The 25,494-nt window shown below is 58.7% G+C and carries 20 protein-coding genes; 8 read left to right on the top strand and 12 right to left on the bottom strand.

All coding sequences use genetic code 11. From position 1 onward, the window contains the following. Positions 1–32: 32 nt before the first annotated feature. On the bottom strand, positions 33–2,912 hold the full coding sequence (locus tag PQU94_RS02210; protein ID WP_272739855.1) for a [protein-PII] uridylyltransferase: 2,880 nt from the start codon (positions 2,910–2,912) through the stop codon (positions 33–35). A gap of 15 nt (positions 2,913–2,927) precedes the next feature. After that, entirely contained in the window at positions 2,928–5,633 is a 2,706-nt protein-coding gene (mutS, locus tag PQU94_RS02205; RefSeq protein WP_272739854.1) for a DNA mismatch repair protein MutS, read from the bottom strand. A gap of 257 nt (positions 5,634–5,890) precedes the next feature. Between mutS and PQU94_RS02200 the strand changes: the two genes are divergently transcribed. Continuing rightward, complete coding sequence (locus PQU94_RS02200) at positions 5,891–8,173, top strand: NADP-dependent malic enzyme (protein WP_272739853.1); 2,283 nt, start codon at positions 5,891–5,893, stop codon at positions 8,171–8,173. 38 nt (positions 8,174–8,211) lie between these two features. Here PQU94_RS02200 and PQU94_RS02195 read toward each other — a convergent pair whose 3' ends face one another. The 7 genes from PQU94_RS02195 to rdgB all read right to left on the bottom strand — a co-directional run bounded on the left by PQU94_RS02195 (position 8,212) and on the right by rdgB (position 16,472). Then, on the bottom strand, positions 8,212–9,906 hold the full coding sequence (locus PQU94_RS02195; RefSeq protein ID WP_272739852.1) for an AmpG family muropeptide MFS transporter: 1,695 nt from the start codon (positions 9,904–9,906) through the stop codon (positions 8,212–8,214). 128 nt (positions 9,907–10,034) lie between these two features. Next, entirely contained in the window at positions 10,035–11,540 is a 1,506-nt protein-coding gene (locus tag PQU94_RS02190; RefSeq protein WP_272739851.1) for a response regulator, read from the bottom strand. Positions 11,541–12,118: 578 nt separating this feature from the next. Then, the gene (gene gshB, locus PQU94_RS02185; RefSeq protein WP_272739850.1) at positions 12,119–13,075 is read right to left on the bottom strand and encodes a glutathione synthase; all 957 of its coding nucleotides are present in this window, start codon (positions 13,073–13,075) and stop codon (positions 12,119–12,121) included. 115 nt (positions 13,076–13,190) lie between these two features. Next, entirely contained in the window at positions 13,191–14,045 is an 855-nt protein-coding gene (gene rsmI, locus PQU94_RS02180) for a 16S rRNA (cytidine(1402)-2'-O)-methyltransferase (RefSeq protein ID WP_272739849.1), read from the bottom strand. A 36-nt stretch (positions 14,046–14,081) separates the two neighbouring features. Continuing rightward, positions 14,082–14,684: a hypothetical protein gene (locus tag PQU94_RS02175; RefSeq protein ID WP_272739848.1), complete on the bottom strand. Its 603-nt coding sequence runs from the start codon at positions 14,682–14,684 to the stop codon at positions 14,082–14,084. A 46-nt stretch (positions 14,685–14,730) separates the two neighbouring features. Beyond that, positions 14,731–15,873 (bottom strand): radical SAM family heme chaperone HemW, encoded by a 1,143-nt coding sequence (gene hemW / locus PQU94_RS02170; protein WP_272739847.1) that lies wholly within the window; start codon positions 15,871–15,873, stop codon positions 14,731–14,733. Continuing rightward, positions 15,861–16,472, bottom strand: coding sequence for an RdgB/HAM1 family non-canonical purine NTP pyrophosphatase (gene rdgB / locus PQU94_RS02165; RefSeq protein ID WP_272739846.1), 612 nt, complete (start codon positions 16,470–16,472; stop codon positions 15,861–15,863). Before rdgB ends, hemW begins: the two co-directional genes overlap by 13 nt. Positions 16,473–16,589: 117 nt before the next feature. On the opposite strand from rdgB, the gene PQU94_RS02160 reads away from it, so the two are divergent. Beyond that, on the top strand, positions 16,590–17,111 hold the full coding sequence (locus tag PQU94_RS02160) for a DUF2975 domain-containing protein (protein ID WP_272739845.1): 522 nt from the start codon (positions 16,590–16,592) through the stop codon (positions 17,109–17,111). Beyond that, positions 17,108–17,317, top strand: coding sequence for a helix-turn-helix domain-containing protein (locus tag PQU94_RS02155; RefSeq protein ID WP_272739844.1), 210 nt, complete (start codon positions 17,108–17,110; stop codon positions 17,315–17,317). The genes PQU94_RS02160 and PQU94_RS02155 overlap by 4 nt, the downstream gene beginning before the upstream one ends. Before the next feature lie 3 nt (positions 17,318–17,320). On the opposite strand, the gene rph is transcribed toward PQU94_RS02155, so the two are convergent. Beyond that, positions 17,321–18,073, bottom strand: coding sequence for a ribonuclease PH (rph, locus tag PQU94_RS02150; protein WP_272739843.1), 753 nt, complete (start codon positions 18,071–18,073; stop codon positions 17,321–17,323). Positions 18,074–18,099: 26 nt separating this feature from the next. Between rph and PQU94_RS02145 the strand changes: the two genes are divergently transcribed. After that, the gene (locus PQU94_RS02145) at positions 18,100–18,693 is read left to right on the top strand and encodes a hypothetical protein (protein ID WP_272739842.1); all 594 of its coding nucleotides are present in this window, start codon (positions 18,100–18,102) and stop codon (positions 18,691–18,693) included. Here the strand turns inward: PQU94_RS02145 and PQU94_RS02140 are convergent. Beyond that, positions 18,690–19,010, bottom strand: coding sequence for a hypothetical protein (locus PQU94_RS02140; RefSeq protein ID WP_272739841.1), 321 nt, complete (start codon positions 19,008–19,010; stop codon positions 18,690–18,692). The genes PQU94_RS02145 and PQU94_RS02140 overlap by 4 nt on opposite strands. Positions 19,011–19,130: 120 nt before the next feature. On the opposite strand from PQU94_RS02140, the gene hrcA reads away from it, so the two are divergent. The 3 genes from hrcA (at position 19,131) to PQU94_RS02125 (ending at position 22,254) form a co-directional block, all read left to right on the top strand. Beyond that, entirely contained in the window at positions 19,131–20,219 is a 1,089-nt protein-coding gene (hrcA, locus tag PQU94_RS02135; RefSeq protein ID WP_272739840.1) for a heat-inducible transcriptional repressor HrcA, read from the top strand. A gap of 20 nt (positions 20,220–20,239) precedes the next feature. Next, positions 20,240–20,836, top strand: coding sequence for a nucleotide exchange factor GrpE (gene grpE, locus PQU94_RS02130; protein ID WP_272739839.1), 597 nt, complete (start codon positions 20,240–20,242; stop codon positions 20,834–20,836). Between the two features lie 68 nt (positions 20,837–20,904). Next, the gene (locus PQU94_RS02125; protein ID WP_272739838.1) at positions 20,905–22,254 is read left to right on the top strand and encodes a M28 family metallopeptidase; all 1,350 of its coding nucleotides are present in this window, start codon (positions 20,905–20,907) and stop codon (positions 22,252–22,254) included. Between the two features lie 18 nt (positions 22,255–22,272). Here PQU94_RS02125 and PQU94_RS02120 read toward each other — a convergent pair whose 3' ends face one another. Further along, on the bottom strand, positions 22,273–23,208 hold the full coding sequence (locus PQU94_RS02120) for a dienelactone hydrolase family protein (RefSeq protein ID WP_272739837.1): 936 nt from the start codon (positions 23,206–23,208) through the stop codon (positions 22,273–22,275). Positions 23,209–23,510: 302 nt separating this feature from the next. Between PQU94_RS02120 and dnaK the strand changes: the two genes are divergently transcribed. Next, entirely contained in the window at positions 23,511–25,409 is a 1,899-nt protein-coding gene (gene dnaK / locus PQU94_RS02115; protein ID WP_272739836.1) for a molecular chaperone DnaK, read from the top strand. Positions 25,410–25,494 lie beyond the last annotated feature (85 nt).

Genomic DNA, 25,494 nt, shown 5'->3' with positions numbered 1-25,494 from the left:
ATAAGAGGTTAAGTCTTGTACGCGCACACCTGTTACCGTGCCACAGACGCCCGTGCCCGCGTCGGGGCCGCACGCGTGGGTGCCGACGGCGGATCGAGCACATCCGTCAGGGCGCGGTGAACTTTTTCGCGCTGGGCCTTCGTCAGTTGTTTGCGCGTAAAGTGATCGACGACGTAAAAGGCATCGACTGCGCGTTCGCCGTAGCAGTCGATGTGGGCGGAGGCCGTATCCAGATGTGCGCGGGCCAGCACGCTAGCCACATCAGCCAGAAGGCCGGGACGGTCGCGGCCTGATACCTCGATAATGGTCATCTGCGGGTTGGATTCATCGTCGAAGACAACGGTCGGCGCGATGGCGAAGGCGGCGGCGCGATGCGCATTGATGGCCTTATGGATCAGAGGCGCGGCCACTTCGCCGCCAACCGCCTTTTCCAAAGCCTGTTCCATCTGACGCAGACGGCCCGGATCATCGTGGCCAAAGGGCTTACCCTGCGCGTCCTGCACATAGAAGATGTCGAGCGCCTGACCGGTGGTTGAGGTAAAGACCTGAGCCCCCACAACGTTAGCGCCCATATTGGTGAAACAGCGCGCCAGATCGGCAAACAGGCCCGGACGGTCCTTGCCCGTTATACAAAAGCGGGCGGCGTTGCGCGCTTGATCAATATAGGCCTGCGCAGAGGCGCGGCCTTCGGGTCCATTCCAGACCTGACGGGCATGATGAAGGATTTCCTCAGCGGAAAAGGCAAAGAGGTAGGACTCTTCCATCGTATCAAGCCAACCGTGCATCTTTGCATCCCCGGCGCTCAACGACTCGCGAAGGGCGGCGGCGCGCGCTTGGATCTCTTCGCGCACCTGGGTAACGGCGTCACCTTCGGTGCCACGGCCTCCGCGGAAAGCCGCTTCGGTGGCGGCCTGAAGCTCGCGCATCAGCTGGCCCTTCCAGCCATTCCACACGCCCGGTCCCACGGCGCGGATATCGGCCACGGTGAGGATCAGAAGTTGCCGTAGGCGCTCGGGTGTTTCAACGATGCGCGCAAAGGAGGCCACGGTTTCGGGGTCAGAAACGTCGCGCTTTTGGGCATAGTCAGACAGGACGAGGTGATGACGCACCAGCCACGCGACCTGATCGATCTGCCACTTTTCGAGGCCCAGTCGCCCACAGGCGCGCCGCGCAGCGATTTCGCCCTCTATTTCCTGCCCCAGATCACCGCCCTTGCCGACATCATGCAGCAGCATAGCTAGGTAAAGGGTTTCCTTGTTGGCCAGATTGGGAATGAGCGAGGTCGCCAGCGGATGGTCGTCCTTATGCTGCCCAAGTTCGATATCGCGAATAATGCCAATGGCGCGCAGCGTATGCTCATCAACCGTATAGGTGTGGTACATGTTGAACTGGGTCTGGGCCACGATGTGCCCGAACTCGGGTATATAGCGCCCGAGGAGACCGGTCTCGGTCATCAGCGACAGGGTGCGATAAGGATTTTTGCCGCGTACGAGTATGTCGAGGAAGACCTCTGCCACGGCCTTGTCACGGCGCAGGGCCGCATTAACCAGTTTCAGATTGCGCGCCACCGCTGTGAAGGCGTCCGGATGCAGGTCCATCTCCAGCCGATCTGCCATGCGGAACAGCTTGAACATGGCAATGGGAGCCTTTTTGAACACGTCCGGGCTCTGCACGCTCAGTCTTCCCGCGTCGATAATGAGGCCGGGATGGTCAGGCTTGGTCAGGGACAGAAGCCCTGACTGCAAGAAATGTGTCAGGCGCTGCAGCGGTTTGGTCTGTTGCGCCTCGAGCTTGGTGCAGAAGATGCGGGTCAAAGCCCCCACCTCCTTGGCCACAAGAAAATAGCGGCGCATGAATCGTTCGACGGCCGGTTCGCCATCGGCCTCAATATAGCCCATTCGGCGGGCGATTTCCGGCTGAAGATCGAAGCTCAGCCGCTCTTCGGCGCGACCCGCCGTCATGTGGGTCAGAATGCGGACCTTCCACAGAAAGTCGAAGGCCTGCACGAAGGCCATGCGTTCCTTTTCAGTCAGCAGCGGGTCAAGAACGCCCCACCCCCCCGCCGCCGGCGCCCTCTGGCTTTCACGCAGGACCGGTGCCTGGATCGCCCCGGCCAGATATTTGGCAATCCAGAACAAGGTGTGAAGGTCGCGTAAGCCCCCCTTACCTTCTTTGAGATTCGGTTCGACCACATAACGCGTCGTCCCGGCCTTGGCGTGGCGGAAATCGCGCTCTTCCAGCTTGGCAGCGACGAAATCGGACGCGCCATGACGCATCACGTCAGCCGCCAGCTTTTCCTTGAGCGACTGCACGAGCCCGGGATCGCCAGACAGAGGCCGGTATTCAAGAAGTGCGGTCATGACCGTGTGGTCTTCGCGCGCCATCTTGAGGCTTTCATCGACCGTGCGCGACGCATGACCGACCTTCAGGCCCAGATCCCACAACGAATAAAGGATAAATTCGATGACGCTTTCCGAATGCGGCGTTTCTTTCCACGCACGTAAAAACAAAAGGTCAAGATCGGAAAAGGGGGCCAGTTCGCCTCGCCCGTAGCCGCCCACCGCCACCAATGCCAGCCGCTCGCCCTCGGTCGGGTTGCGCGCGCGATAAACGTGGGTCAGTGTAAAATCCCACAGAGCGGTTATGATCTCGTCGGCCAGTTTCGACAATTCGCGCGCCGTTGAAAGCCCCCCGCGATGCGTTTCAATATGCATCAGGAGACTTTCGCGCGACTGGTCCCATTCCCGCTTGAGAATCGCAACGGCCTTGCGTCTGAGATCGGCGACATCGCCGCTTGAGTTCTCATAGGCCTCAGTCAGTTTGCGGCGCAACAAGGCGCCGTCAATGCTGTGGCTCAGCAGGGCGGGACTGGTCTTGGTCAGCATAAGGGCGGGTTCACCTGCAGGCAGCATTTAACTCTCCCAAGCTTACACCAGTCCCCTTAAACGATAGATAACTTCCAGGGCCTCGCGGGGACTGAGGTCGTCCGGATTGATCCCCTTAAGCGCCTTTTCCAGCTCGGTTTCCGCGGGTTTTTGCGACGTCGCAACCGAAACCTGCGCCTGGACGGTGGCAAAGAGGGGCAGGTCGTCCAGTTTGAGCTGATGGGCTTTGTCGGTTTCAAGCCTCTCCAGAATGTCTTTGGCTCGCGCCACGACCACCGGCGGCATCCCGGCCAGGCGCGCGACCTGAACGCCGTAAGACCGATCAGCTGCGCCACGCCTGGCCTCATGCAGAAAGATCAGTTCGCCGTTCCACTCTCGCGCCGTCATAGAGATATTGTGGGTATGGGCAAGTAAGGATTCAAGCTGCGCCAGCTCATGATAGTGGGTGGCAAACAGGGCACGCGCCTTGACCACCTCGTGCAGGTTTTCAGCGCAGGCCCAGGCGATGGCCAGACCGTCGAAGGTTGCGGTGCCACGCCCGATCTCGTCCAGAATAACGAACGAGCGATGGGTCGCCTGGGTGAGGATGGCAGCGGTTTCAACCATCTCCATCATAAAGGTAGATCGCCCCTGCGCCAGATCGTCACCGGCCCCGACACGCGAAAAGAGACGATCAACCACGCCCAGCCGGAAAGATGTTGCCGGAACGAACAGGCCAGCCTGCGCCATGATCACCAGCAATGCGTTCTGGCGCAGGAACGTCGATTTACCCGCCATGTTGGGCCCGGTCACAAGATGAAGGCGCGGGCCGGTCTGTCCTGACGCATCGAGACAGCAATCATTGGGTGTGAAGGGTTTGCCTTCAGCCCGAAGCGCTGCGACAACCACGGGGTGACGTGCACCTTTGGCATCGAAGATGAGGCTGTCGTCGACAACAGGTCGGGTGGCTTCAAGGTCTTCGGCCCATTCGGCAGCGGCGGCAGCGACGTCCAGCGCACAGAAGGCATCGAACATGTCCTGCAAGGGATGCGCATTGCTGCGCACCTCTTCACGCAGATCTTCGAAGATGGCCAGCTCGAGGTTGAGCGCGTCGGAACCGGCGCGGGCGATGCGCGCATCAAGGTCGATCAGCTCAGGCGTCGAAAATCGCATCTGATTGGCAAGCGTCTGGCGATGGATAAAACGCTGGCGATGCGCGTCACTTAAGGCTTCGGCCTGTTTGGCCGTAAGTTCGATAAAGTAGCCCAGAACCGCATTGTATTTGATCTTCAGCGGCAGGCCGGTTTCCTGCTGGAGATCGGCCTCCATGCGCAGAATAATCTGGCGCGAGTCGTTACGTAGGGTGATGGCGTCCTGAAGATGGCTATTGTAGCCTGGCTTGATAAAACCACCATCGCGCGTGGACAGGGGCGGCTCGTCGACCAAGGCCTTTTCGAGCTTGAACAACAGATCGAGGACGGTCTCGCCAGCCGTCAGAGCCTCAACATGGGCGTGGATTTCAGCGGGCCAGTCGGGATCGAGCCGGCTTTCCGGATCAGTGGGCTGCAACAAGGCGACCATATCTCTGGCCAGATCGAGGCAGTCGCGGACGACCTTGAGATCGCGGGGCCCACCCCGCCCCAGACCCAGGCGTGACAGAGCGCGCGCCATGTCGCTCATGCCCCGCAATCTTTGACGCACCTCCTGACGCAGAGGCCGCTGGGCGAGGAACCATTGCACCGCATCGAGTCTTTGATTGATCTCTAAAGGGGCGTTAAGCGGTCGCGACAAACGTGCCGCCAAAAGGCGCGAACCGCCGGAGGTAATTGTGCGATCGATGGCCGACATCAGCGAGCCTTCACGGCTGCCCTTTTGCGTGCGTTCGATCTCCAGGCTGAGACGCGTGGACGGGTCGATGGCCAGATAGGCCAGGGAAGCGACCTTTTTTGGCGCTTTAAGCACCGGGGCCTTACCCGCCTGCGTCAGGTCGATGTAGGCCGCGAGCATACCAAGTGCCGACAGTTCAGACGGGCTGAACGCTCCGAACCCGTCGAGCGTTTCGACCCCATAGAGCCTCTTCAACCGCGCCTCGCCCGCCGAGGGATCCGACAAAGACGCCGGTTGCGGCTGGATCGCACCGCCGCAATATTTCAGCAAAGCATAGAGGTGTTCATCCTGAAGCAGGCGGTCGGACACGAGGCTTTCTGAAGGCCGCAATGCCGACAGATGCGTGCCCAGCGTCTCCGGCGTCAGTTCCAGACACTCCACCTCTCCCGTGGACAGCTCCAGAGAGGCCAACGCCATCACCCCCGCCCTTTGCGAGAGCGCCACCAGACGATTGGCCCCGCGTTCTTCGAGCAGACTGTCCTCAGTCAAGGTGCCCGGCGTGACGATGCGCGTAATGCCCCGCTTAACCACCGCCTTGTAGCCGCGCTTTTTGGCTTCGGACGGGTCTTCGAGTTGGTCGCAAATGGCGACACGAAACCCCATTCGGATCAGCTTGGCGATATAGGCTTCCGCAGCATGGGCGGGCACTCCGGCCATTGGAATGTCCTCGCCCTGATGCTTGCCACGCTTAGTCAATGCCAGGGACAAGGCGCCGGCCGCCTGCTCGGCATCCTCAAAAAACAGTTCGTAGAAATCGCCCATGCGAAAGAACAGAAGCGAACCCGGATTGGCGGCTTTCACCTCCAGATATTGGGCCATCACAGGCGTGGCACCATCGAGTTGGGCTTTAAGGTCTTTTTCGGAAGGGGGGATCGCGTTCATGGGCGTAAGTTAATCAGTGTTAACGAGGCTCACCAGCGCGAAATGCATCGTCGCGGGGATTTCCACAGCCGACCCCACCCGACGGCGTGGCTTATGTGCGGAATTCCGCCCTCCGTTTCAGATATTGAAATGAAATAAAACCTTTTTTGACGGTTTTGAGGGGAATAGGGTGTTTATCCCGGGTCTATACTGCCATACTAACACCCTAGGTAAACCTATAATTGTCAGACAAATAAACCGCGAGACGGAACGCCGGAATGCCCATCGACAAGACCAAGGTCAGCGACGAAGAAGCCCTTAATTTCCACCAGTATCCCTCCCCCGGGAAGATCGGACTTCAGCCGACCAAGCCTATGGCGACGCAGCGCGATCTGGCGCTGGCCTATTCGCCAGGCGTCGCCGTCCCGGTACGCAAGATTGCTGAAAATCCGGATGCCGCATATGATTACACCTCAAAGGGCAATACGGTCGCGGTCATTTCCAACGGCACAGCCATTCTGGGTCTCGGCAATCTGGGCGCTCTGGCGTCCAAGCCCGTGATGGAAGGCAAGGCCGTCTTGTTCAAGCGCTTTGCCGATATCGACTCGTTCGATATCGAAGTGGCTACTCAAGACCCGGATGAATTCATCACGGTGGTAAAGAACATCACCGCGTCTTTCGGCGGCATCAATCTCGAAGACATCAAGTCACCGGAATGCTTCATCATCGAGTCTGCGCTTCAGGACCTCGCCGACATCCCGGTGTTCCACGATGATCAGCATGGCACAGCCATCATCGCCGCTGCCGGCCTGATTAATGCGTTGGAAATCACGGGTCGAAGGATCGAAGACACCAAGGTCGTGCTATGCGGCGCGGGCGCGGCGGGCCTGTCCTCCATCGGTCTGATCAAGGCGATGGGTGTAAAGCCGGAAAACACCACGGTCGTCGATATCCATGGCGTGGTTTATAAAGGCCGCACGATTGAGATGGACCAGTGGAAGTCGGTCCACGCCACCGATACGGACAAACGTACTCTGGCTGAAGCGATGGTCGGGGCTGATGTGGTGCTGGGTCTGTCAGCCAAGGGCGTCATCACGCCGGAAATGGTGGCCTCGATGGCCCCGCAGCCTATCATTTTCGCTATGGCCAATCCCGATCCGGAGATCACGCCGGAAGATGTGGCTAAGGTTCGCGACGATGCGATCGTCGCCACGGGCCGTTCGGACTATCCTAATCAGGTCAACAACGTTCTGGGCTTCCCCTACATTTTCCGGGGCGCGCTCGACGTGCGCGCCCGGCGCGTTAATCATGAAATGAAGCTGGCCGCGGCTAAGGCGCTGGCGCAACTGGCCCGAGAAGACGTACCCGACGAAGTGGCCGCCGCCTATCAGGGTCGCCATCTGAAGTTCGGCAAGGACTATATCATCCCGACACCGTTCGACCCGCGCCTGATCTGGTACATCCCGCCTTTCGTGGCGCAGGCTGCCATGGATACCGGGGTGGCGCGCAGGCCGATTGAGGATATGGACGCCTACCGCAAGACGCTGGAAAAACGCCTCGATCCCTCAGCGGGCTTCCTGCAGAACATCACCGCCACCGTCCGGTCGCGTCCTTCGAAGCGTATCGTCTTTGCTGAAGGCGAAGACATTTCGGTCATCCGCGCCGCTCACGCTTTCAAGGCTCAGGGTCTGGGTACCCCCATCCTTTGCGGCCGCGAAAACCTGGTCACAGCCAACATGCGCGTGGCAGGTCTCGACCCGGCGGAAGAAGATATCGAAATCGTCAATGCGCGCTTAAGCCACCGCAATGCAGCCTATTCGCAGCTTCTTTACAGTCGTTTGCAGCGCAAGGGCTTCCTCAAGCGCGACGTGGACCGCCTGATCAATCAGGACCGCAATTCATTTGCGGCCGCCATGGTGCTGTCTGGCCATGCGGACGGCATGGTGACGGGCGTCACCCGCTCCTTCGACCAGGCCTTTGAGGAGGTTCTGCGTGTCGTCGATCCGGCGCCTGGCGGGCGCGTGATGGGTATGTCCATCGTACTGGCGCGCGGCAAGACCGTCTTCATCGCCGATACCACTGTGGCCGAACTGCCTGACCCCGAAGAACTGGTCGAAATCGCTGTGGAAGCCGCCATGGCGGTGCGAGGGATGGGCCATACGCCGCGTGTTGCCTTCATGTCCTATTCGACTTTCGGCAATCCTGCCGGTGAGCGGTCAGATCGCGTGGCCAAGGCCGTTGAGCTTCTGGAGCAGCGCGGCGTTGATTTCGAGTTCGAAGGCGAAATGCCGCCCGACGTGGCGCTAGACCCGACCCTTTGGGCCAACTACCCGTTCCAGCGGCTGACCGCGCCCGCCAATATTCTTGTAATGCCGGCCATTCACTCGGCGTCGATTTCGACGAAGCTGGTGCAGGCACTGGGCGGTGCAACCGTCGTAGGTCCGCTATTGCTCGGCCTCTCTAAGCCCGTGCAGATCTGTCAGTTGTCGGACTCGGTCACTAAAATCCTGACTATGGCCACCTTCGCGGCCTATGATATCCGGGCCAATATCAACAGCTAAGTAAAAGTCTCTCGCTGAGACGTGTCAGGGCGGAGCCGTCAGGCTTCGCCCTGTTCTTTTACGGCCCCCACGCGGATCAGCCAGATCGCCAGCACGACGGCAATCAGTCCCACCAGCGCCGTATAGGTGAAGAACAGCATGTAACCCGCACCCAGAGCCTCACGGCTGACACCCAGAGCCTCTGCCGGTTTGGCAAAGCTGATGGCGGGCAGATTATGCAGATAGCCCATAAAGGGTGTCGCGACATTGCCCTGATCAGCGCCACGCGCTGCGCCCTCAACGATGCGCCCCGACTGTGACGCCAGTAGCTTACCCGGAAGCGCGTAAAGCGAGGATAGAAGCGCGTACTGCGGGGCGGCAAAGCGCTCGGAAATCAGGGACGACATATAGGCGACGAGCACCACCCCGGCATAGCCACCGGAGATATTGTCGATGGCCAGAGCGATGGAAAAGGCCGGGATGCTGTTGCCCTGCGTCGCCAGCCAGGCATAGGCGAAGTTGGACGCCGCGCAGGCAAAGGCCCCCACGATCAGGCTCTTTTTCATGCCCAGTCGGGTCATGGAAAGCCCCCCGGCCGTCACCCCGATAATGGTCATGATGACGCCGAAAATCTTGCGAACCTCACCGATCACCGAGAGGTCAAAACCCAGATCACGGTAAAAGGCACCGTTGATATTGAGCAAGAAGTCCGACAGACGATAGACGCAGATACCCGCCAGAATCAGCCAGGCGAGGTTTTCATAACGCACCAGAAAGTCAGCCATCGGTTCAACAAAGGTCTGGCGCAGATAGGCCCCCGGACGAGTGGGCGTGCGCGGCAGGGGCAGGCAAGCGGCAAACAGCAGGCCCAGCCCGATCAGCACCGCCGGAAATTGCAGAAAGATACCGGTTTCGCGGCTGGTCCACACGGCTTTGGCCGCCTCATAGGCGTCTGCGGTTGGAAAGAGATACTGAAACAGGCTGATATTACCGGTCAGCCCCGACCCCATCAGCGAGGCCGCCAGCAGCATGAGCAGCACGCGCCCGCCCCATTCGAGCGCCTCAGTGACCGGATGCGGTGGCAAATCTCCGTAGTGAATAGGCCGGAGAATGTGTTCACCTTCACGCGCCAGCAGGGTTCCAGTGATGCCAATCAGCATCATGGCCGCCATCAGGGCATAGGCCGGCCGCCAACCATAATGTTCGGCAATGATCAGCGGCAGGATACCGGCCACAAAGGTCGAAACCCGCGCGCCCCAGGTATAGGCCGTCGTCAATACCGCCTGCCCACCAGAGCCCGCGCTTTCAATCCGCCACGCGTCGATGACAATATCCTGCGTTGCCCCCAAAAATCCCAACAACACAGCGATAAGCGCCATCAGCATCAGATGATCCTGCGGATTAAGCCCGGATATGGTCCACAGGCCTAGCAGTATCGCCCCCTGCATGATCAGCATCCAGCTCCGCCTGTGGCCCAGAAGCGCCGTGAGACCGGGGATACGGACCCGATCGACCAGCGGGGCCCACATGAATTTCAGGCTGTAGGCAAAGGTCGCCAGCGAAAAGAAGGCGATGACCTCAAGCGACAGACCTTCGTCGCGCAGCCAGATCGACAGGGTATCAAAAATCAGACTGAGGGTCAGGCCTGCCGAGAACCCCAGAAAAATCATGGCCAGCGTCTTGCGCGTGAAGAAGGGCTTCACGGCCCGCCAGAGGGTCTTGGTCTCAGGCTGGGCGGACGGCGTCGTGGTCATGCATATCCCCGGTCATAATACAGGCCTCAAATCGGCGCAACTGGGCCGACGAATGCTCTAAGCGGGGATCATCGGGCGAAGTGCTTGATTTGGCAAGCGCGCAAACCGCACCTCTGCAGGGAGGCCTGTCAGGCGGCGTTGGCGCGACCGCACCATTGCGACAGCCGATGGCGCAGGGCTGGCAGCTCAATGGGCTTGGTCAGGAAGTCGTCCATGCCCGCCGCCAGACAGGCCCGACGGTCTTCTTCGTAGGCATTGGCGGTCAGGGCGATGATGGGGACGTTTACGCCTTTGGCTCGTAGGGCCTTTGTCGTGCCGATGCCGTCCAGACCCGGCAAGCCCAGATCCATAAAGACGATGTCATAAGGGGGCTGAGCCTCCATCAGGCGCAGCGCGTCTTCGCCCGAGGCGGCGCGCTCGACGCGACAGCCTTCGCGTTGCAGAAGGATCTGCGCCAGAAGCGCATTGACCGGATTATCCTCCACCAGCAGCACGTGCGCGCCCGGGGCAACCACCGGGGCGATCCGGTCATCTTCGGTCGTTAGCGCCGGGTCTTCATTGGGCAGGGGCTTGAGGGACAGCGTTTCAATGCGCTCGCGCAGCGAGCTGCGACGCAGAGGCTTGATCAGGTACCCCGCCCAGCCTTTGTCCCGCCAATCCGGGATCTCGTCGCGTTCTTCGGGGGCCAGCAGGATCAGGCTACGGTTGTTCGGCGCGGGCACCGGTGTCCCCAGAAGACGCCGATCGGCCAGCACCACGGCGCGCGAACGACGGCCTACACCTTTTAGCTGGCTCAACACGCGAGGATCCAGGCCAAAGCTCTTCAGATGTGAGCGCGCCGCCTCAGTCAGGACCGGGTTCGAGGTGACGCAGATAACATCGGGCGAAGACCTGGGTTCCGGTGCGGGCCGCAGGGTGGACTGCACAGGGAAGGTGGCGGTAAAAAGGGATCCCTTGCCAGGCTCCGACTGAAGGTCAAGCGTCGCATTCATCGCCTCGATAAGCTTTTTGACGACGACGAGGCCAAGACCCGCCCCCCCATATTGCGCGCCGGCGTGGGAGGGATCGACCTGTCCAAAGGCCTCAAAGATACGCACGCGCGCTTCTTCAGGAATGCCCGCGCCTGTATCGCGCACACCAAAACGCACCGCACCGGCTTCGGTCAGGGTAACATCTATCAGCACGCCGCCGCTGACAGTGAATTTAAGCGCGTTGCCTGCCAGGTTGAACAAAATCTGGCGAAGACGTCCTTCATCGATTTCAATGGCTTCAAGCCTCGGATCGAGGCTCCAGGCGATTTCGATACCGCCGGAATGAGCGCGCGGTGACAGAAGCTCCGCCACGCTTTGCAACAGAGGCTCAAGCTCGACGGAATGGCTCTCAAGATGAATATGCCCGGCTTCGATACGGGCGTAGTCGAGGAGGTCATTGACGAGGGTCAGAAGATGTTCCCCTGACTCCCGCGCTGTCTGAAGATAGGACTGCTGTTCGGCCGTCAGTCCCGTACGGTTGAGGAGCGACAACATACCGAGGACGCCATTCAGGGGCGTTCGGATTTCATGGCTCATCAGCTTGAAGAAATCCTCGCGGGCCTTCAGCTTTATGGCCGCCTCGCGGGCTTCTGACTCTGTCATCAGACGGTTGTCAGTCTGATCAGTCGCGCGGGAGGTCTGGCGTTTGGGCATAGCGCTTCGTCGGTCTCCGTAACCTCATTTTGAAGTCGGGCGCACTTTAGCAGAAAAGTCTTAACGCCCGCTCAAGCGGCGGGCATTTTGTGCTGTCAAAAGCGCGCAAGGTTCCGCCACGACGGGGTTTCGTTATTGATCTGATCCGACGACAAGGGCGCAGACTCAGGCTCTCTCGCCTTTAAGCGTTCGGACTGGGACAGGACGGATTGGCGGCTGGCAGACATCAGGACGAGTAATCGAACGCGCCGCAAACCCCATCGCAGAAATTGCTCGAGGAAATCCCCGTACATGCCCGCCCGATAGGGTGGATTACGGCTCGCTTTGCAGGGCGCTACCACGGCCAGAAACTAAGACCCGCCGATCAGAAGACTACAAAGCGCTCTCCTTACACGAATCTTATCCACACCCCACGGAAGGAATGCGGACATATGAGGAACAAACATAAAACAAAACGGCACAGATTCATATAACTGCAATATCTGGCTTTCCGTTTCGAAAAAACGCAGGATATTTTCTTTTATATTCTATGCCTTGGCTGTGGACAGCTTAAGTTCTACCGCGTTCCACAAGGCGTCGCCCGCATCAATGCCGTCGAACGCCTTAAGTTGCACAGCCCCCGTCGGGGACGTCACATTGATCTCCGTCAAGTAGTCGCCAATGACGTCTAACCCTACGAACATAAGGCCGCGCTCGCGCAGGCTTGGTCCTACCGCCGCGCAAATTTCAAGATCCCGCTCCGTCAGGCCGGTTGGTGCAGCCGTTCCACCCACGCGCAGATTGGAGCGCACAGCATCTTTTTGCGGGACCCGGTTTATTGCACCGACTACATCGCCATCGACGAGAATAATGCGCTTATCGCCAGCCGAAACGGCGGGGATAAACTTTTGCAAAACCAGAGGCTCCCGACCAATCGCGGCATGCAGTTCGATCAGAGCGTCAAGGTTTCGGTCTTCCGCCTTCAGCTTTATGATGCCGCCGCCCGCCGCTCCATGCAGAGGTTTGAGTATCACATCGCCGTGGCGATGATGAAAATCGCGCAACGCCTCAGGGTCAGCGCTGATTAGGGTCGGTGGCTGTAGCCCTTTGAAATGCTGGGCGAACAGCTTTTCAGGGCAATCGCGTACGCTGCGCGGATCATTGACGACCAAGGTCTTAGGGTGGATCATCTCCAAAAGGTAGGTCGCCGTGATGTAGGCCACATCAAATGGCGGATCCTGACGCATCAGCACCACATCGACATCGCTTGCCAGGTTAAGTTTTTGGGGTGCCCCCGCTGTGACATGGTCACCCTTCACCGGCTTTAACGTGACCTTGCGGGCTCGGGCAAAAATTTCTCCATCTTCAAGCGAAAGGTGCTGAGGTTCATAAACCCAAAGCTCAAAGCCGCGGGCCTGAGCCGCCATCATCAGGAGGAAGGTCGTGTCCCCGGCGATATTGATATTTTCGATGGGGTCCATCTGGACAGCGACGCGCAGGCTCATCAGTCGATCTCTCGTTTCCTGGCCTCTATGTATAGCGCCTGACGCCGAGCACAAGGGGATGCACCGATATTCCCCTCATCCCAGCCTCGGTGCCCTCAGAATAAACAGGTTCTCGCTATCGTTTTAGATCGAGGGCCCGCTTATATATAACCTTACGGGGCAAATCGTATTTTTGCGCCAGCAAGGCCGCCGCCTCGGAAGGCGGCAAGGTTTTCAAGGCATCAATGATGGCGGCATCCAGATCGTCTTCGGAGGCAACTTCCGGCTGCCCTGGACCGACCAACACGACAATTTCGCCCTTCGGCTCGTGAAGTTCGCGACACGCAATGAGTTCGCTAAGCGTACCTCGCACACAGGTCTCATAAAGCTTGGTCAGCTCACGGCAAACCGCCGCCGGCCGGTCCCCGAGAACCGCGCACATATCTGACAGGGACTCGTGAAGACGGGGACCCGTTTCAAAGAAAATCACTGTAGATTGAAGTGTTTTGAAATCAGACAGAAAGGTCTTTCTGGCAGATGACTTGTTCGGAAGGAACCCCGCAAACATAAAGCGATCGGTTGGCAATCCCGCGAGGCAAAGGGCGGCCATCACGGCCGACGGGCCCGGAATGGGGTGCACGCGAGCCCCCGCCGCGAGCGCCATATTGACGAGTCGAAAGCCAGGGTCTGAGACGAGTGGTGTGCCCGCATCCGACACTTGCGCCACAACCTCTCCGGCGTGCAGGCGGGTCAGAATTTCAGGGATAACCTGGGGGCCTGAATGATCGTCGTAGCGTATGAGCTTCTTTTTGAGGTCATAGGCCGACAATAGCTTGCCGGTCACCCGCGTGTCCTCGCATAACACCACGTCGGCCGCGCGCAAAACGTCCAGTGCACGCAATGTGATGTCGCGCAAATTGCCGATCGGCGTCGCAATGATATAGAGCCCCCCTTCGACAGGGCGGGGCGGCGGGGCAAAGAAATCGCTCATGCCCCTATCTGGCGCATGGGCCGCCGTTTGGGAAGCTTAAATAATGCCGGCGCAGGTGCGGGCGAGCTCCTTGCGACGCGACTGGCTGAGTTCAACACCCGTCACCTTCCAGTCGAGACCGTTGCGCGACACGATCAGATAGTCGTCACCGCTGATGCGGTACTGGCGCGCAGCGAAGCTGCCGTAACGAATACGCGGATCCGGCTTCCAGTTGAGCCGGGCCGGTTGGGGTTTGAGATGTTTAAGCAGGGTGACAAAACCCTGAGCCTCGCCTGCTGTCTGGGCGCACAGATGCAAGTCGATGGTCTTCTGCGCTTCGGGCTCGGGCGTGGATTTGGAGCGGCCCCCGAACAGAGAGGCCCCTTTATCCCACATGCGTTGCAGGAAGCCTTCCTTTTCTTTCGAAGGCGAAGGTGTCGCTACCGGTATGACCTCATAGGGAGCGATGTCATTATAGAGACGATTTGTGATGGACGTGCCGTCAATCAGAGCCTGCACTCGAGCCGTCTTGCCGGCACTGGCATAGGTCAGTGTGTCAATAGCCACGGCCTGCGCCCGATAGACATCCCAACAGACAAGTCCGCCAACAACACCAACCAGAACGGTCATTATGATCAGAATTCTGCGCCATTTGTGCATGAAACGCCCCTTTTCACCCCTTATCTAAGCGCCAAAACGGCAAAAATTATGACAGAAGTTCGAGAAGCAGCCGGTCGAGCACCACACGTCCTTTTGGGGTGGCGCGTAAGCGGTCCGGTGTCAGGTCAAGAAAACCGTCAGCAATCAGGAGATCCCGTTTGGACAGGGGCAGTCCGCTTATGCGCTCAAGCCTCACGCCGTCGATCAGACGCAAACCCAGCATCAGCGCCTCCTCGCCGGCCTCTGCCGGTGGCAAGGGTTCAGGCCTCACGCTGTGCCCGCCCTGGCGCACGCGAGCGATATAGGTTTTGAGTTCAGGCTCAGCCACGGTCGCGTGGCGTGAATTATCAAAGGTCAGGCGACCATGGGCACCGGGGCCTACCCCGATATAGTCTATCCCCTCCCAGACGTTGATATTGTGCTGCGAACGCGCCGCCAAGCCACGCGCGTGGTTGGAGACCTCATAGGCCTCAAAGCCCAGTTCACTCAAGACCGTCTGGGTTCGCTCGTAAAAGGCCTCTCCCCTGTCGGGGTCGGGAATGCGCAACTGCCCCCGCCGCGCGGCACGCCCGAAAGCGGTGTCGGATTCAATGGTGAGCTGGTAGGGCGAAATATGTTCGACGCCCAGGCGTGCGGCCCGGCGAAGCTCCTCTTCCCAGTTTGAAAGGCCCTGATCGGGCAGGGCATAGATAAGATCCAAAGACACTCGCTCAAAGGCTGACAGTGCCGTCTCAAGTCCCGCAAGCGCTTCGCGGGCTGAATGGTTGCGCCCGAGAAAGCGCAGTGCGGCATCATCTAGCGACTGGATACCAATGGACAGGCGGTTGATACCGGCCGCCCGAAAGGCGCGGTAGCGCGCGACCTCGGCATCGGTCGGATTAGCCTCCAGCGTAATTTCAATATCCGTTTCAACCGGAAACAGGCATTTGGCCTCAGCGATCAGAGCCGCTACCCAGTCGGGCTTCATTAGCGACGGCGTTCCGCCGCCAAAAAACACTGACGCCAGACGCCGCTGACCCAGCCATTGGGCCTGCGTCCTCAGATCGGCAACGATGGCCTCATAAAGGGATTGCTGCGTGTCCGTCTGACCGCGATCGCGCGTCACATTAAAATCGCAGTAGGGACAGATGCGCGAACAGTAGGGCCAGTGGATATAAAGAGCTACCGGGGCAGGGTTCAGAACAGCCATGCCTTCAACTGTTCAAAGGCCAGATGGCGATGGCTGAGGCTGTCCTTTAACACTTCGTCCATCTCCGCATAGGTGACCTCATACCCATCGGGCTGAAAAATAGGGTCATAGCCAAACCCCTTGTCACCACGCGGCGCGACGACATCGCCATGTACCACGCCTTCGAAAACGACCGCATGGCCTTCGGGCCAGGCGACGGCAAGAGCCGAGGTAAACCAAGCGCGCGTCGAAAAGGTTTCGGGATTGTGAACCTCGGCTTGGATCATCTTGTGACGGATGATTTCCATGGCGCGAGGAAAATCTTTTTGCGGTCCGGCCCAGCGCGCACTGTAAATGCCCGGATCGCCGTTCAGCGCAGCGATACTTAAGCCCGAATCGTCAGCCAGAGCCGGCAGGCCTGCTGCCATGGCCGCATGGCGCGCCTTGAGGATCGCGTTTCCGACAAAGCTGTTTTCGGTCTCTTCGGGCTCCGGCAGGCCGAGGCTGCCCGCCGTGACAATCTCAAACTGGCCATTGAGCAGACTGTCGATTTCTCGCGCCTTTCCCGGATTGTGGGTGGCGGCAATCAGTTTCTGACCGGCAACAAGCGAAATCGACATGAGGATCTCCGTTTGCGCCCTGTGTAGCCTAAGCGCCGCCCAATGAAAAAGCCGTAATTTGGCGATGACGTTTTTTTGTGGCACAGATCGTAACAGTTACGCCGTATAGGGTCTTTCATGCGTTTTCTGGGCCCCCGCTCGATTTCCAGCCTGCTCAAGACGGCTCTCGATGTCGTCTATTACGGCCTTTTTGCCATGATCGTGGCGGTGGGGATCGCGGCCCTGTGTCTGTTGTCGGTGCCTACACTGGCGGCAGAAGTTATGGCACGCATGAAAATGGTGGCGCAGATCAATGGAACCCAACAGGCGATATTGATGCTGGCCTTCGGCCTGTCTTTGTCCGGTTATCTGCTGATCATGCGCTGGACGCGGCAGGTGTTTCGGACACTCGCAGAAGGCGACGTCTTTCACCCGGACAATACACTACGCCTGCGCTGGATCGGCTTCGGACTGGCTGGCGTTGAACTTTATTCCTACGCCTCGCGCGCCCTTGCCGAAGCCATATTGAGGATGCCGGTGGAACCAGTCTACGGCATGCGGGCGGTGACGGCGTGGTTTTCAGTGCTGGTCGTTTTCGTTCTGGCCGAAGTGTTTAAGGAAGGGGCGCGGCTACGAGCCGAAGCCAATCTGACTATATGAGCGTTACGATCTGCCTGAGTGAGCAACTGGCAAGGCGGCGGCTGTCACTTGTCGAATTATCCGATCGGACAGGAATTGCCGTGCGGCATCTTGAATTGCTGCGAGATCAGAAGGCCGTAGCGGTGCGATTGCGCACCTTAGAATCGCTATGCCGGGCGCTCAGCTGCACACCCGGCGAGCTCCTGGTCATCAAAGACGAGGAATAAGTCTTACTTGCCTGCCGCTGCGCGTTGCAGAGCAAACAGTTCCGCTGCGCCTTGCGTTGCCAAATCGAACAGGGTGTTAAATTCGTCGCGTGTAAAGCCGCGCTTTTCACCTGTGGCCTGAATTTCAACGATGTGCCCTGATCCGGTCAGCACAAAATTCGAGTCCGTTTCCGCGGTCGAATCTTCGTCGTAATCAAGGTCCAGGACCGGGACATTTTCATAGACGCCGCACGACACCGCCGCGACCTGATCAATAATCGGGTTGGTGGAAATTAGCTTCTGTTCGAGGAGCTTGTCGCAGGCGAGAGACAGGGCCACCCATGCCGCGGTGATGGAGGCGCAGCGCGTCCCGCCGTCAGCCTGAATCACATCGCAATCGAGGGTAATCTGACGCTCACCCAGTGCCTTGAGATCGACGACAGCGCGCAAGGACCGGCCGATCAGACGCTGAATTTCCTGTGTGCGGCCCGACTGCTTGCCAGCAGCCGCTTCACGGCGCGAGCGGGTGTGGGTTGAACGCGGTAACATGCCGTATTCCGCTGTCACCCAACCTTGCCCCTTACCCTTCAGAAAAGGCGGCACGCCCTGTTCCACTGACGCCGTGGCCAACACTTTGGTGTGTCCAGCCGTAATCAGACATGAGCCTTCCGCGTAGCGCGTCACACCCGTCTCCAGTGTCACCTTGCGCAGCTGATCCGCCTGACGGTTGGACGGACGAAAGGTCTTCAGGGCGTTCAGGGCATCGAATTGGGACATGGCGGGGACCTCCAGAGTATGCGGACGTGCCTATCAGCATAGGTCCGCTTCGGCAAAGGCTTTTTATTGAAAAGCAATCTATTGAAAAGATTATGCATCTTTCAGAAAATGTTCGTTCAGCGGCGCTCGACGAAACCCTCTGCATTGAGAGTTCAAGATTTTTCAGTCATTATTTGACTCACTGGAGGTGGAATATGGGTAAAATTCTGGCGTGGGCGCCCTTCATTATTTTAATTTTTGTTTATAATTTCGTAGATCATAACCCCGACCTGCAACGATACTTTACAGCTTCACAAGCAGCTGTAGCAGCGTTCTTTATTTATGCAGGTATATATTTCTATCTTGTCTGGAAGGGATTAATAAGCGCAGACACGTTGGATGTCGCTGATGTGCGAAACAACGTCATAACTGACGGAGATCCAAAGAAACATATCATTGGAAAGATCTACGCTATGTTTTCATTTGGGGCTGCGTTCATAACGTTCTGGCAATTCGCAGGCGACGCAATAAAGACCTTAAACGCATTCCTTGTTATGGCTGCAGTAATGGGGGTGTGGGGGTTCACTACGTTAATATTGATGAGCAGCGGTTATTTCGGATGGCTTAAAGCCAAATCCTAGTCCCGCCTTTCATCGACCTTACGTGAGACCTTGCAGTCCTTGTCGACGCAGGCATAGGTGTTGCCGTTCTCATCAACCGGTTCCTTGCCCTTATCTTTAAGCGATTTGGTAACGCGCCACGGCCCTCTGAGGGGCTCAAAATCGCTTGTTTTAGCCTTTTGTTTCGGCTTGTAGGTGCTGGGGATCTCGGTCGCCGCAATATCAGTGGGCGCTTTGAACACGGGAGGCTTGGTTAGAGTGACTACCTCATTGGCGTGAACCACACCGGCGCTCATGAGGACCATCGTCGCGACCGTCGAATATGCTATGTTACGCATTAAAACCTCCCCGTTCATATGCCTCTATGGGGCCCTGAGATCGTGGCAATTTGGCGGCAAAAGCGGCGCCCCATACGAAGCCTCTTCACAAGCGTACAAAGGCTTCTATATCCTTATCGTATGAAAACATCGCTCTCGACTTTGATGAGTGGCACGGCCTCATTGACCGAACTTGATGCCAGGGCGCGCGACGTCTTTCGTCATGTCGTCGAATCCTATCTTGAAACCGGTGAGCCAGTGGGATCGCGCACCCTGTCAAAAGGTGGAATAGCGCTGTCACCGGCCTCGATCCGTAACACCTTGTCTGATCTGGCTGAGCTTGGCCTTCTGAGCGCACCTCATGTTTCCGCCGGGCGGATGCCGACGCATCAGGGGCTTCGCCTGTTCGTAGACGGCCTTCTCGAAGTGGGCGATGTGGCGCAGGATGCCAAGCGCGAGATTGAGGGGCGACTGACGGCAAAAGGCCTGACTTTCGACAGTGCGCTTCGCGAGGCGTCTAACCTTTTATCGGGCCTGGCAGGCGGCGCGGGTGTTGTAATGACGCCATCATTTGAGTCCGGGGTACGCCATGTTGAGTTTGTCAAACTGGCACCGGATCAGGCTCTGGCGGTTCTGGTTTTTGAAGACGGACGTGTCGAAAATCGCCTGATGGCGCTTGATCTTGGGGTGACGCCTTCCGACCTGATAGAGGCCTCAAACTATCTCAGCACAAGGCTTCGCGGTCGCAGCTTAACTGAGGCCGGGCGCGACCTGCGGGCCGAACTTGAGGCCGAGCGTCAGCAACTCAATGAGGCGGCAACCGGTCTGATTTCACGCGGTCTGGCGGCCTGGGCCGGTGGCGAGAGCGACAAGAGGGCGCTGATCGTCCGCGGGCAAGCCAATCTTCTGGAAGCCTCTGCCCTTGAAGATCTGGAGCGTGTACGCGCCCTGTTTGAAGATCTGGAAGAGAAGGAAGAGCTGATCAACCTCCTCGACAACGTCCGCTCGGCGCAAGGCGTAAGAATTTTCATCGGATCGGAATCGAAACTGTTTTCTTTGTCGGGCTCCGCTGTTATTGCAGCGCCCTACATGCTGGGTGGCCAAGCCCAGAAGGTTGTCGGCGCCATCGGCGTCATCGGGCCCGCCCGGTTGAATTATGCGCGCATCATCCCACTTGTGGATTACACCGCAAAAATCCTCGGCCGCCTGCTGGAGCAGGAACGGTCCTAACCCACAGAGTCTATAGAGTAATGAGCGAAGAACATACTGAACAAGACGCCCCGTTTGCCAATGACGCTATCGACACGCTGAACGCGGCGCTGGAACAGCTTCAGGCCGAAAACGCCGCACTCAAGGAACAGGCCCTGCGCTATGCTGCCGAGGCCGAAAACGTCAAACGCCGTGCTGAGCGTGAAATGAATGATGCACGCGCCTACGCAATCCAGCGCTTTTCGCGCGACCTCTTAGGCGTAGCCGACGTGCTGCAACGCGCCCTTCAGGCCGTGCCGGCCCAGATCGAAGACCCGGCGTTCAAGAACTTCGTCTCAGGCATCGAGATGACGGAAAAAGAGCTGGCGGGGGCGTTTGAAAAGAACGGCGTCAAGAAGATCGCACCGCTCAAGGGCGACAAGTTCGACCCCAACTTCCATCAGGCTGTGATGGAACAGCCCTCCACCGAGGTCGAAGGTGGGAGCGTCCTGATGGTCATGCAGGCTGGCTATGAACTGTTTGGCCGCACCATCCGCCCGGCCATGGTCGTTACGGCTGCCAAGGCCGCCAGCGCCGCAAACGGCGCCTATAACGGGGGTGATAACGCCTCCGGCGGGACCATCAACACCCAAGCCTGACGGCTCGGCGCTTTACGAGACCAAAGAGACGGTGCATTCTGCGCACCGTCTTTTTTTGTGGGTCAACAATGTCCAAACCTCTGACGGCTCTGGCCGCCGCTTTCTGCCTCTCTGTTACCGCATTCGGCGTGCACGCCCAGACAGTACGACCCGAGCAGGTTCGCGCCCACCTGTCCTTTCTTGCTTCAGATGCTCTCCAGGGCCGAAAAAGCGCTAGTCGCGACGAAGCCATTGCGGCTGCCTATGTTGCCGCCCAATATGAGAGCTTCGGCCTTCAGTTCGCACCCACACTATCGGGGTTTGTGCAGGCAGCGGAGGTGGTGTCGCCCCAACTGGACGGGCAGGCCAGCCTCCAGCTTGGCCCTCAAAGCTTCGCGGAAGGGCGTGATTTTCGCCTTCTGTTTGCCAGCGGTCAGACTGTAGAGGGGCCACTGACCTTCCCGGCTACGCCCGAGGCCCTGACCAAGGGTGCGGTGATTGTGCTCCCCTCTGATGGGAAGACGCCCCTGACACAATGGCTGCGCGAGGCCCGTTCTAAAGGCGTAAAGCTTGTGCTGGCCCCGGATGGCACCGAAGCCAGCAAGTTATGGGATGGCATTGGGGGCGGCCCCGTAACCCCCACCTATCTCAGTGAAACCCCGCCGTCGCGCCCACGTCCGGACGTCGTTCTTCTCAACGCGTCTGCCTATAGATCTCTCAAATCGGGCGACAGTGCCCGGTTAAGTGTGAAGCGCTCTGATACGCAAAAAGCTTTTACCTATAACGCCATAGGCTTTCTGCCCGGCACGGATCCAAAGGCGGGCGTGGTCCTGATCACCGCACACCTCGACCACCTCGGCGTGAAGAGCGGCACGATAATGCCTGGTGCGAATGATGACGCTTCCGGTGTAGCCGCGGTACTCGAACTGGCACGCGCGCTGTCGCAAGGTCCCGCGCCGCGGCGCGGGGTCTTGTTTGTCTGCTACGGCGCTGAAGAGGCTGGCCTGTTAGGTTCGGCGCATTTTGCCGCTCACCCGCCGATCCCGCTCGATCATATTGTGGCCAATCTGGAGGTTGAAATGATTGGCGCTCAAGACCCAAAACTACCGAAGGGCACCATGATGATCACGGGCTGGGAGCGTTCAAACCTGGCCGATGCCCTGAAAGCCAAAGGCGCGCTCTTAGCCAAAGACCCATATCCGGAGCAGCACTTCTATGAGCGTTCGGATAATTATTCCCTCGCTCTGCAGGGCATTGTCGCCCATACGGTCTCAGGCTGGGCCACAATACCCACCTATCACTCGGCGCAGGATACGCTTGGCAATATCGATATCCCCTATATGACCGCAGCCATCCAGTCGCTTGTTGAGCCTGTTCGCTGGCTCGTAACGGGCGACTTCGAGCCAAAATGGGCCGAAAACGGACGCCCGAAACCCTGACCCTGGCGACTGCCTTTGTCAGAGATAGGTTGAAAACCATTTGAGGAGCTGCGACCAGCCTTCCTTGGCGGCCTTTTCGTTATAAAGGGCGCGGTAGTCAGCATGAAAGCCATGCTTGGCGTCCTTATAAACCTCAATATGGCTTGCCGTCTTGCCGGACGCCTTAAGGGCCGCATTCATGCGTTCTACGCTGTCAAGAGAGATGCCGCCGTCCTGCCCGGCATAGAGACCGAGCACCGGACGACGCAAACCTGACGCCCGATCGATCGGCCATTCGCGCTCTTCCTTGCCCAGAAAATCGGTCGCGGCCGGCCGCTCAAGGCGCCCGTACCATGCCACGCCCGCTTTGATTTCCGGGATGGACGACGCAGCCATCCACACGACAGCCCCGCCCCAGCAGAAACCCGTAATGCCAATACGCGAGGTATCGGCGAACTTCGCCTTGCCAAAGAGACTTCTTGCCTGGCCAATATCCGGGTTGGACTTCAGCCACCCAATCAAGGTTTTCAGATCGCCCATCACCTGTTCATTGGTCGCGGTTTCGACCAGCTTGCGGATTTCGGCAGTGTCTTTCAGCGCGGCCGCGTTACCCTTGCGGGCAAAGGGATCAAAGGTCAATGCGACATAGCCCTGATGGGCGAGGCGTCGGCAGACATCGCGCAGATAATCGTGGAGGCCAAAGATTTCCGGGACGACGAGCACGACCGGGCGTCGCTTGGCATCTTCGGGTAAGGCAATATAGGCCGGTATGGCATAGTCGCTGTCACTCGGCACGGTCAGGTCTTTAGCAATCAGCCCGGCGGAAGGCGTAGAGATCGGCGATTGGGCCGCCGCCGGGCCAGCCCCCAGAGCATAGCCTGCGAAAAATAGCCCGGCAATGCCGCGGCGACTGACATGGAAGTCCCGCGGCTCACTGCCTTCAGGGCGCGTCAGAGGCAAGGCAGTATGTGACATGGCAGGTCTCCCGTACGTCTTCTTTTGCGTTCGCGGTTAACTAACTACACAATCTTCGTCCTCGGCAAAAGGTCTCGCCAGAGGCGGGTAACGCCTAAAACCCTAAAAATAATGCCAGCATTGCAAGCCCCCCTCTTGCAGGCCGAAACGCGCCCCTTATATCGGTTGCAGATTTGGGGGTTCCGGAAAACCGGCGGCTCGCAAAATTGGTAAAATTCATCTCACCGGGGATGGACAAGCGGGGTGCTTATCTTCAAAAGGCCTCAAAAGCCCATTGCCTTAAACGGAGTAAATCTGGACTCATGGCTAAAATCATCGGTATCGACCTTGGTACGACCAATTCGTGCGTCGCCGTTATGGACGGCAAGAACCCGAAGGTCATCGAAAACGCCGAAGGCGTTCGCACCACGCCGTCGGTGGTCGCCATCGTGGACGACTCGGAGCGCCTGATCGGGCAGCCCGCAAAGCGTCAGGCGGTTACCAACCCCTCCAATACCTTCTTCGCCATCAAGCGTCTGATCGGCCGCACCTACAACGACCCGATGGTCCAGAAGGACAAGGGCATGGTGCCCTACGAAATCTCCAAGGGCCCCAACGGCGACGCCTGGGTTAAGGCCCACGGCAAGGACTATTCGCCGCAACAAATTTCAGCTTTCATCCTTCAAAAACTGAAGGAAGACGCCGAAGCCTATCTGGGTGAAACCGTCACTCAGGCCGTCATCACGGTTCCGGCCTACTTTAATGACGCACAGCGTCAGGCGACCAAGGACGCCGGTAAGATTGCCGGCCTTGAAGTCCTGCGCATTATCAACGAGCCGACTGCCGCCGCTCTGGCCTATGGCCTCGACAAGAACGACGGCAAGAAGATCGCCGTCTATGACCTTGGTGGCGGTACGTTCGACGTCTCGGTTCTCGAAATCGGCGACGGCGTCTTCGAAGTGAAGTCGACCAATGGCGACACCTTCCTGGGTGGTGAAGACTTCGACATGCGCGTCGTCGATTACCTCGCCGACGAGTTCAAGAAGGAAAACGGCGTTGATCTGCGTTCCGACAAACTGGCCCTGCAACGCCTCAAGGAAGAGGCTGAAAAGGCTAAGAAGGAGCTTTCGACGGTTGCGCAGTACGACCTGAACCTGCCCTTCATCTCGATGAACGCGTCGGGCCCGCTGCACCTGAACCTTAAGCTGACCCGCGCAAAGCTGGAAAGCCTCGTTGAAGATCTTATCCAGAAGACCATCGCTCCGTGCCAGCAGGCACTGAAAGACGCGGGCCTTAAGGCGTCCGACATTGACGAAGTCGTCCTCGTCGGCGGCATGACCCGTATGCCGAAGGTGCAGGAAGCCGTGAAAGCCTTCTTCGGCCGCGAACCGCACAAGGGTGTGAACCCCGACGAAGTCGTGGCGCTCGGTGCCGCTATTCAGGCCGGCGTTCTGCAAGGCGACGTCAAGGACGTGCTGCTGCTCGACGTCACCCCGCTGACGCTCGGCATCGAGACGCTCGGTGGCGTGTTCACCCCGCTGATCGAACGCAACACCACGATCCCGACGAAGAAGTCTCAGGTCTTCTCGACTGCCGATGATAATCAGTCGGCCGTGACGATCCGCGTCTTCCAGGGCGAGCGTCCGATGGCATCCGACAACAAGTTGCTGGGTCAGTTCGACCTCGTTGGTATCCCCCCCGCACCGCGTGGGGTCCCGCAGATCGAAGTCACCTTCGACATCGACGCCAACGGCATCGTGAACGTCAATGCGAAGGACAAGGCGACCAACAAGGAGCACTCGATCCGCATTCAGGCCAATGGTGGCTTGAGCGACTCTGACATCGAGGACATGATCAAGCAGGCTGAGGCCAACAAGGCCGATGACGAAAAGCGCAAGGCGCTGATCGAAGCCCGCAACCAGGCGGACGCTCTGGTACACTCGACGGAAAAGGCCCTCAAGGACTTCGGTTCGAAGGTCTCCGCCGAAGACAAGACGGCCATCGAAACGGCTCTCGCCGATCTGAAGGCGGCCAAGGACGGTGAAGACGTCGAGGACATCAAGGGCAAGCATCAGGCGCTTCTGACGGCTTCGATGAAGCTCGGTGAAGCCATGTATGCCGCCCAGGGTGCAGGCGAAGCCGGTGAAGAGGCTCAGGCCGATGACGGCGTTGTCGATGCCGAGTTCGAAGAAGTCGATGGCGACGGCAAGAAGAGCGCTTAAGCCGACGCTTTGACAAGACAAAGGGGGGAGTCTGATTTCGGTTGGGCTCCCCTTTTTTTGAGTTTTTTATTACATCGGATATGAT

Origin of the sequence: Asticcacaulis currens, assembly GCF_028550395.1 — a bacterium.
GTDB lineage: Bacteria > Pseudomonadota > Alphaproteobacteria > Caulobacterales > Caulobacteraceae > Asticcacaulis > Asticcacaulis currens.
This window is presented reverse-complemented; position numbering and strand designations above follow the sequence as displayed.

Coding starts and splice junctions, on each gene's coding strand:
- PQU94_RS02210 (WP_272739855.1), bottom strand. CDS start 2,912: ATGCTGCCTGCAGGTGAACCCGCCCTTATGCTGACCAAGACCAGTCCC.
- mutS (WP_272739854.1), bottom strand. CDS start 5,633: ATGAACGCGATCCCCCCTTCCGAAAAAGACCTTAAAGCCCAACTCGAT.
- PQU94_RS02200 (WP_272739853.1), top strand. CDS start 5,891: ATGCCCATCGACAAGACCAAGGTCAGCGACGAAGAAGCCCTTAATTTC.
- PQU94_RS02195 (WP_272739852.1), bottom strand. CDS start 9,906: ATGACCACGACGCCGTCCGCCCAGCCTGAGACCAAGACCCTCTGGCGG.
- PQU94_RS02190 (WP_272739851.1), bottom strand. CDS start 11,540: ATGACAGAGTCAGAAGCCCGCGAGGCGGCCATAAAGCTGAAGGCCCGC.
- gshB (WP_272739850.1), bottom strand. CDS start 13,075: ATGAGCCTGCGCGTCGCTGTCCAGATGGACCCCATCGAAAATATCAAT.
- rsmI (WP_272739849.1), bottom strand. CDS start 14,045: ATGAGCGATTTCTTTGCCCCGCCGCCCCGCCCTGTCGAAGGGGGGCTC.
- PQU94_RS02175 (WP_272739848.1), bottom strand. CDS start 14,684: ATGCACAAATGGCGCAGAATTCTGATCATAATGACCGTTCTGGTTGGT.
- hemW (WP_272739847.1), bottom strand. CDS start 15,873: ATGGCTGTTCTGAACCCTGCCCCGGTAGCTCTTTATATCCACTGGCCC.
- rdgB (WP_272739846.1), bottom strand. CDS start 16,472: ATGTCGATTTCGCTTGTTGCCGGTCAGAAACTGATTGCCGCCACCCAC.
- PQU94_RS02160 (WP_272739845.1), top strand. CDS start 16,590: ATGCGTTTTCTGGGCCCCCGCTCGATTTCCAGCCTGCTCAAGACGGCT.
- PQU94_RS02155 (WP_272739844.1), top strand. CDS start 17,108: ATGAGCGTTACGATCTGCCTGAGTGAGCAACTGGCAAGGCGGCGGCTG.
- rph (WP_272739843.1), bottom strand. CDS start 18,073: ATGTCCCAATTCGATGCCCTGAACGCCCTGAAGACCTTTCGTCCGTCC.
- PQU94_RS02140 (WP_272739841.1), bottom strand. CDS start 19,010: ATGCGTAACATAGCATATTCGACGGTCGCGACGATGGTCCTCATGAGC.
- hrcA (WP_272739840.1), top strand. CDS start 19,131: ATGAAAACATCGCTCTCGACTTTGATGAGTGGCACGGCCTCATTGACC.
- grpE (WP_272739839.1), top strand. CDS start 20,240: ATGAGCGAAGAACATACTGAACAAGACGCCCCGTTTGCCAATGACGCT.
- PQU94_RS02125 (WP_272739838.1), top strand. CDS start 20,905: ATGTCCAAACCTCTGACGGCTCTGGCCGCCGCTTTCTGCCTCTCTGTT.
- PQU94_RS02120 (WP_272739837.1), bottom strand. CDS start 23,208: ATGTCACATACTGCCTTGCCTCTGACGCGCCCTGAAGGCAGTGAGCCG.
- dnaK (WP_272739836.1), top strand. CDS start 23,511: ATGGCTAAAATCATCGGTATCGACCTTGGTACGACCAATTCGTGCGTC.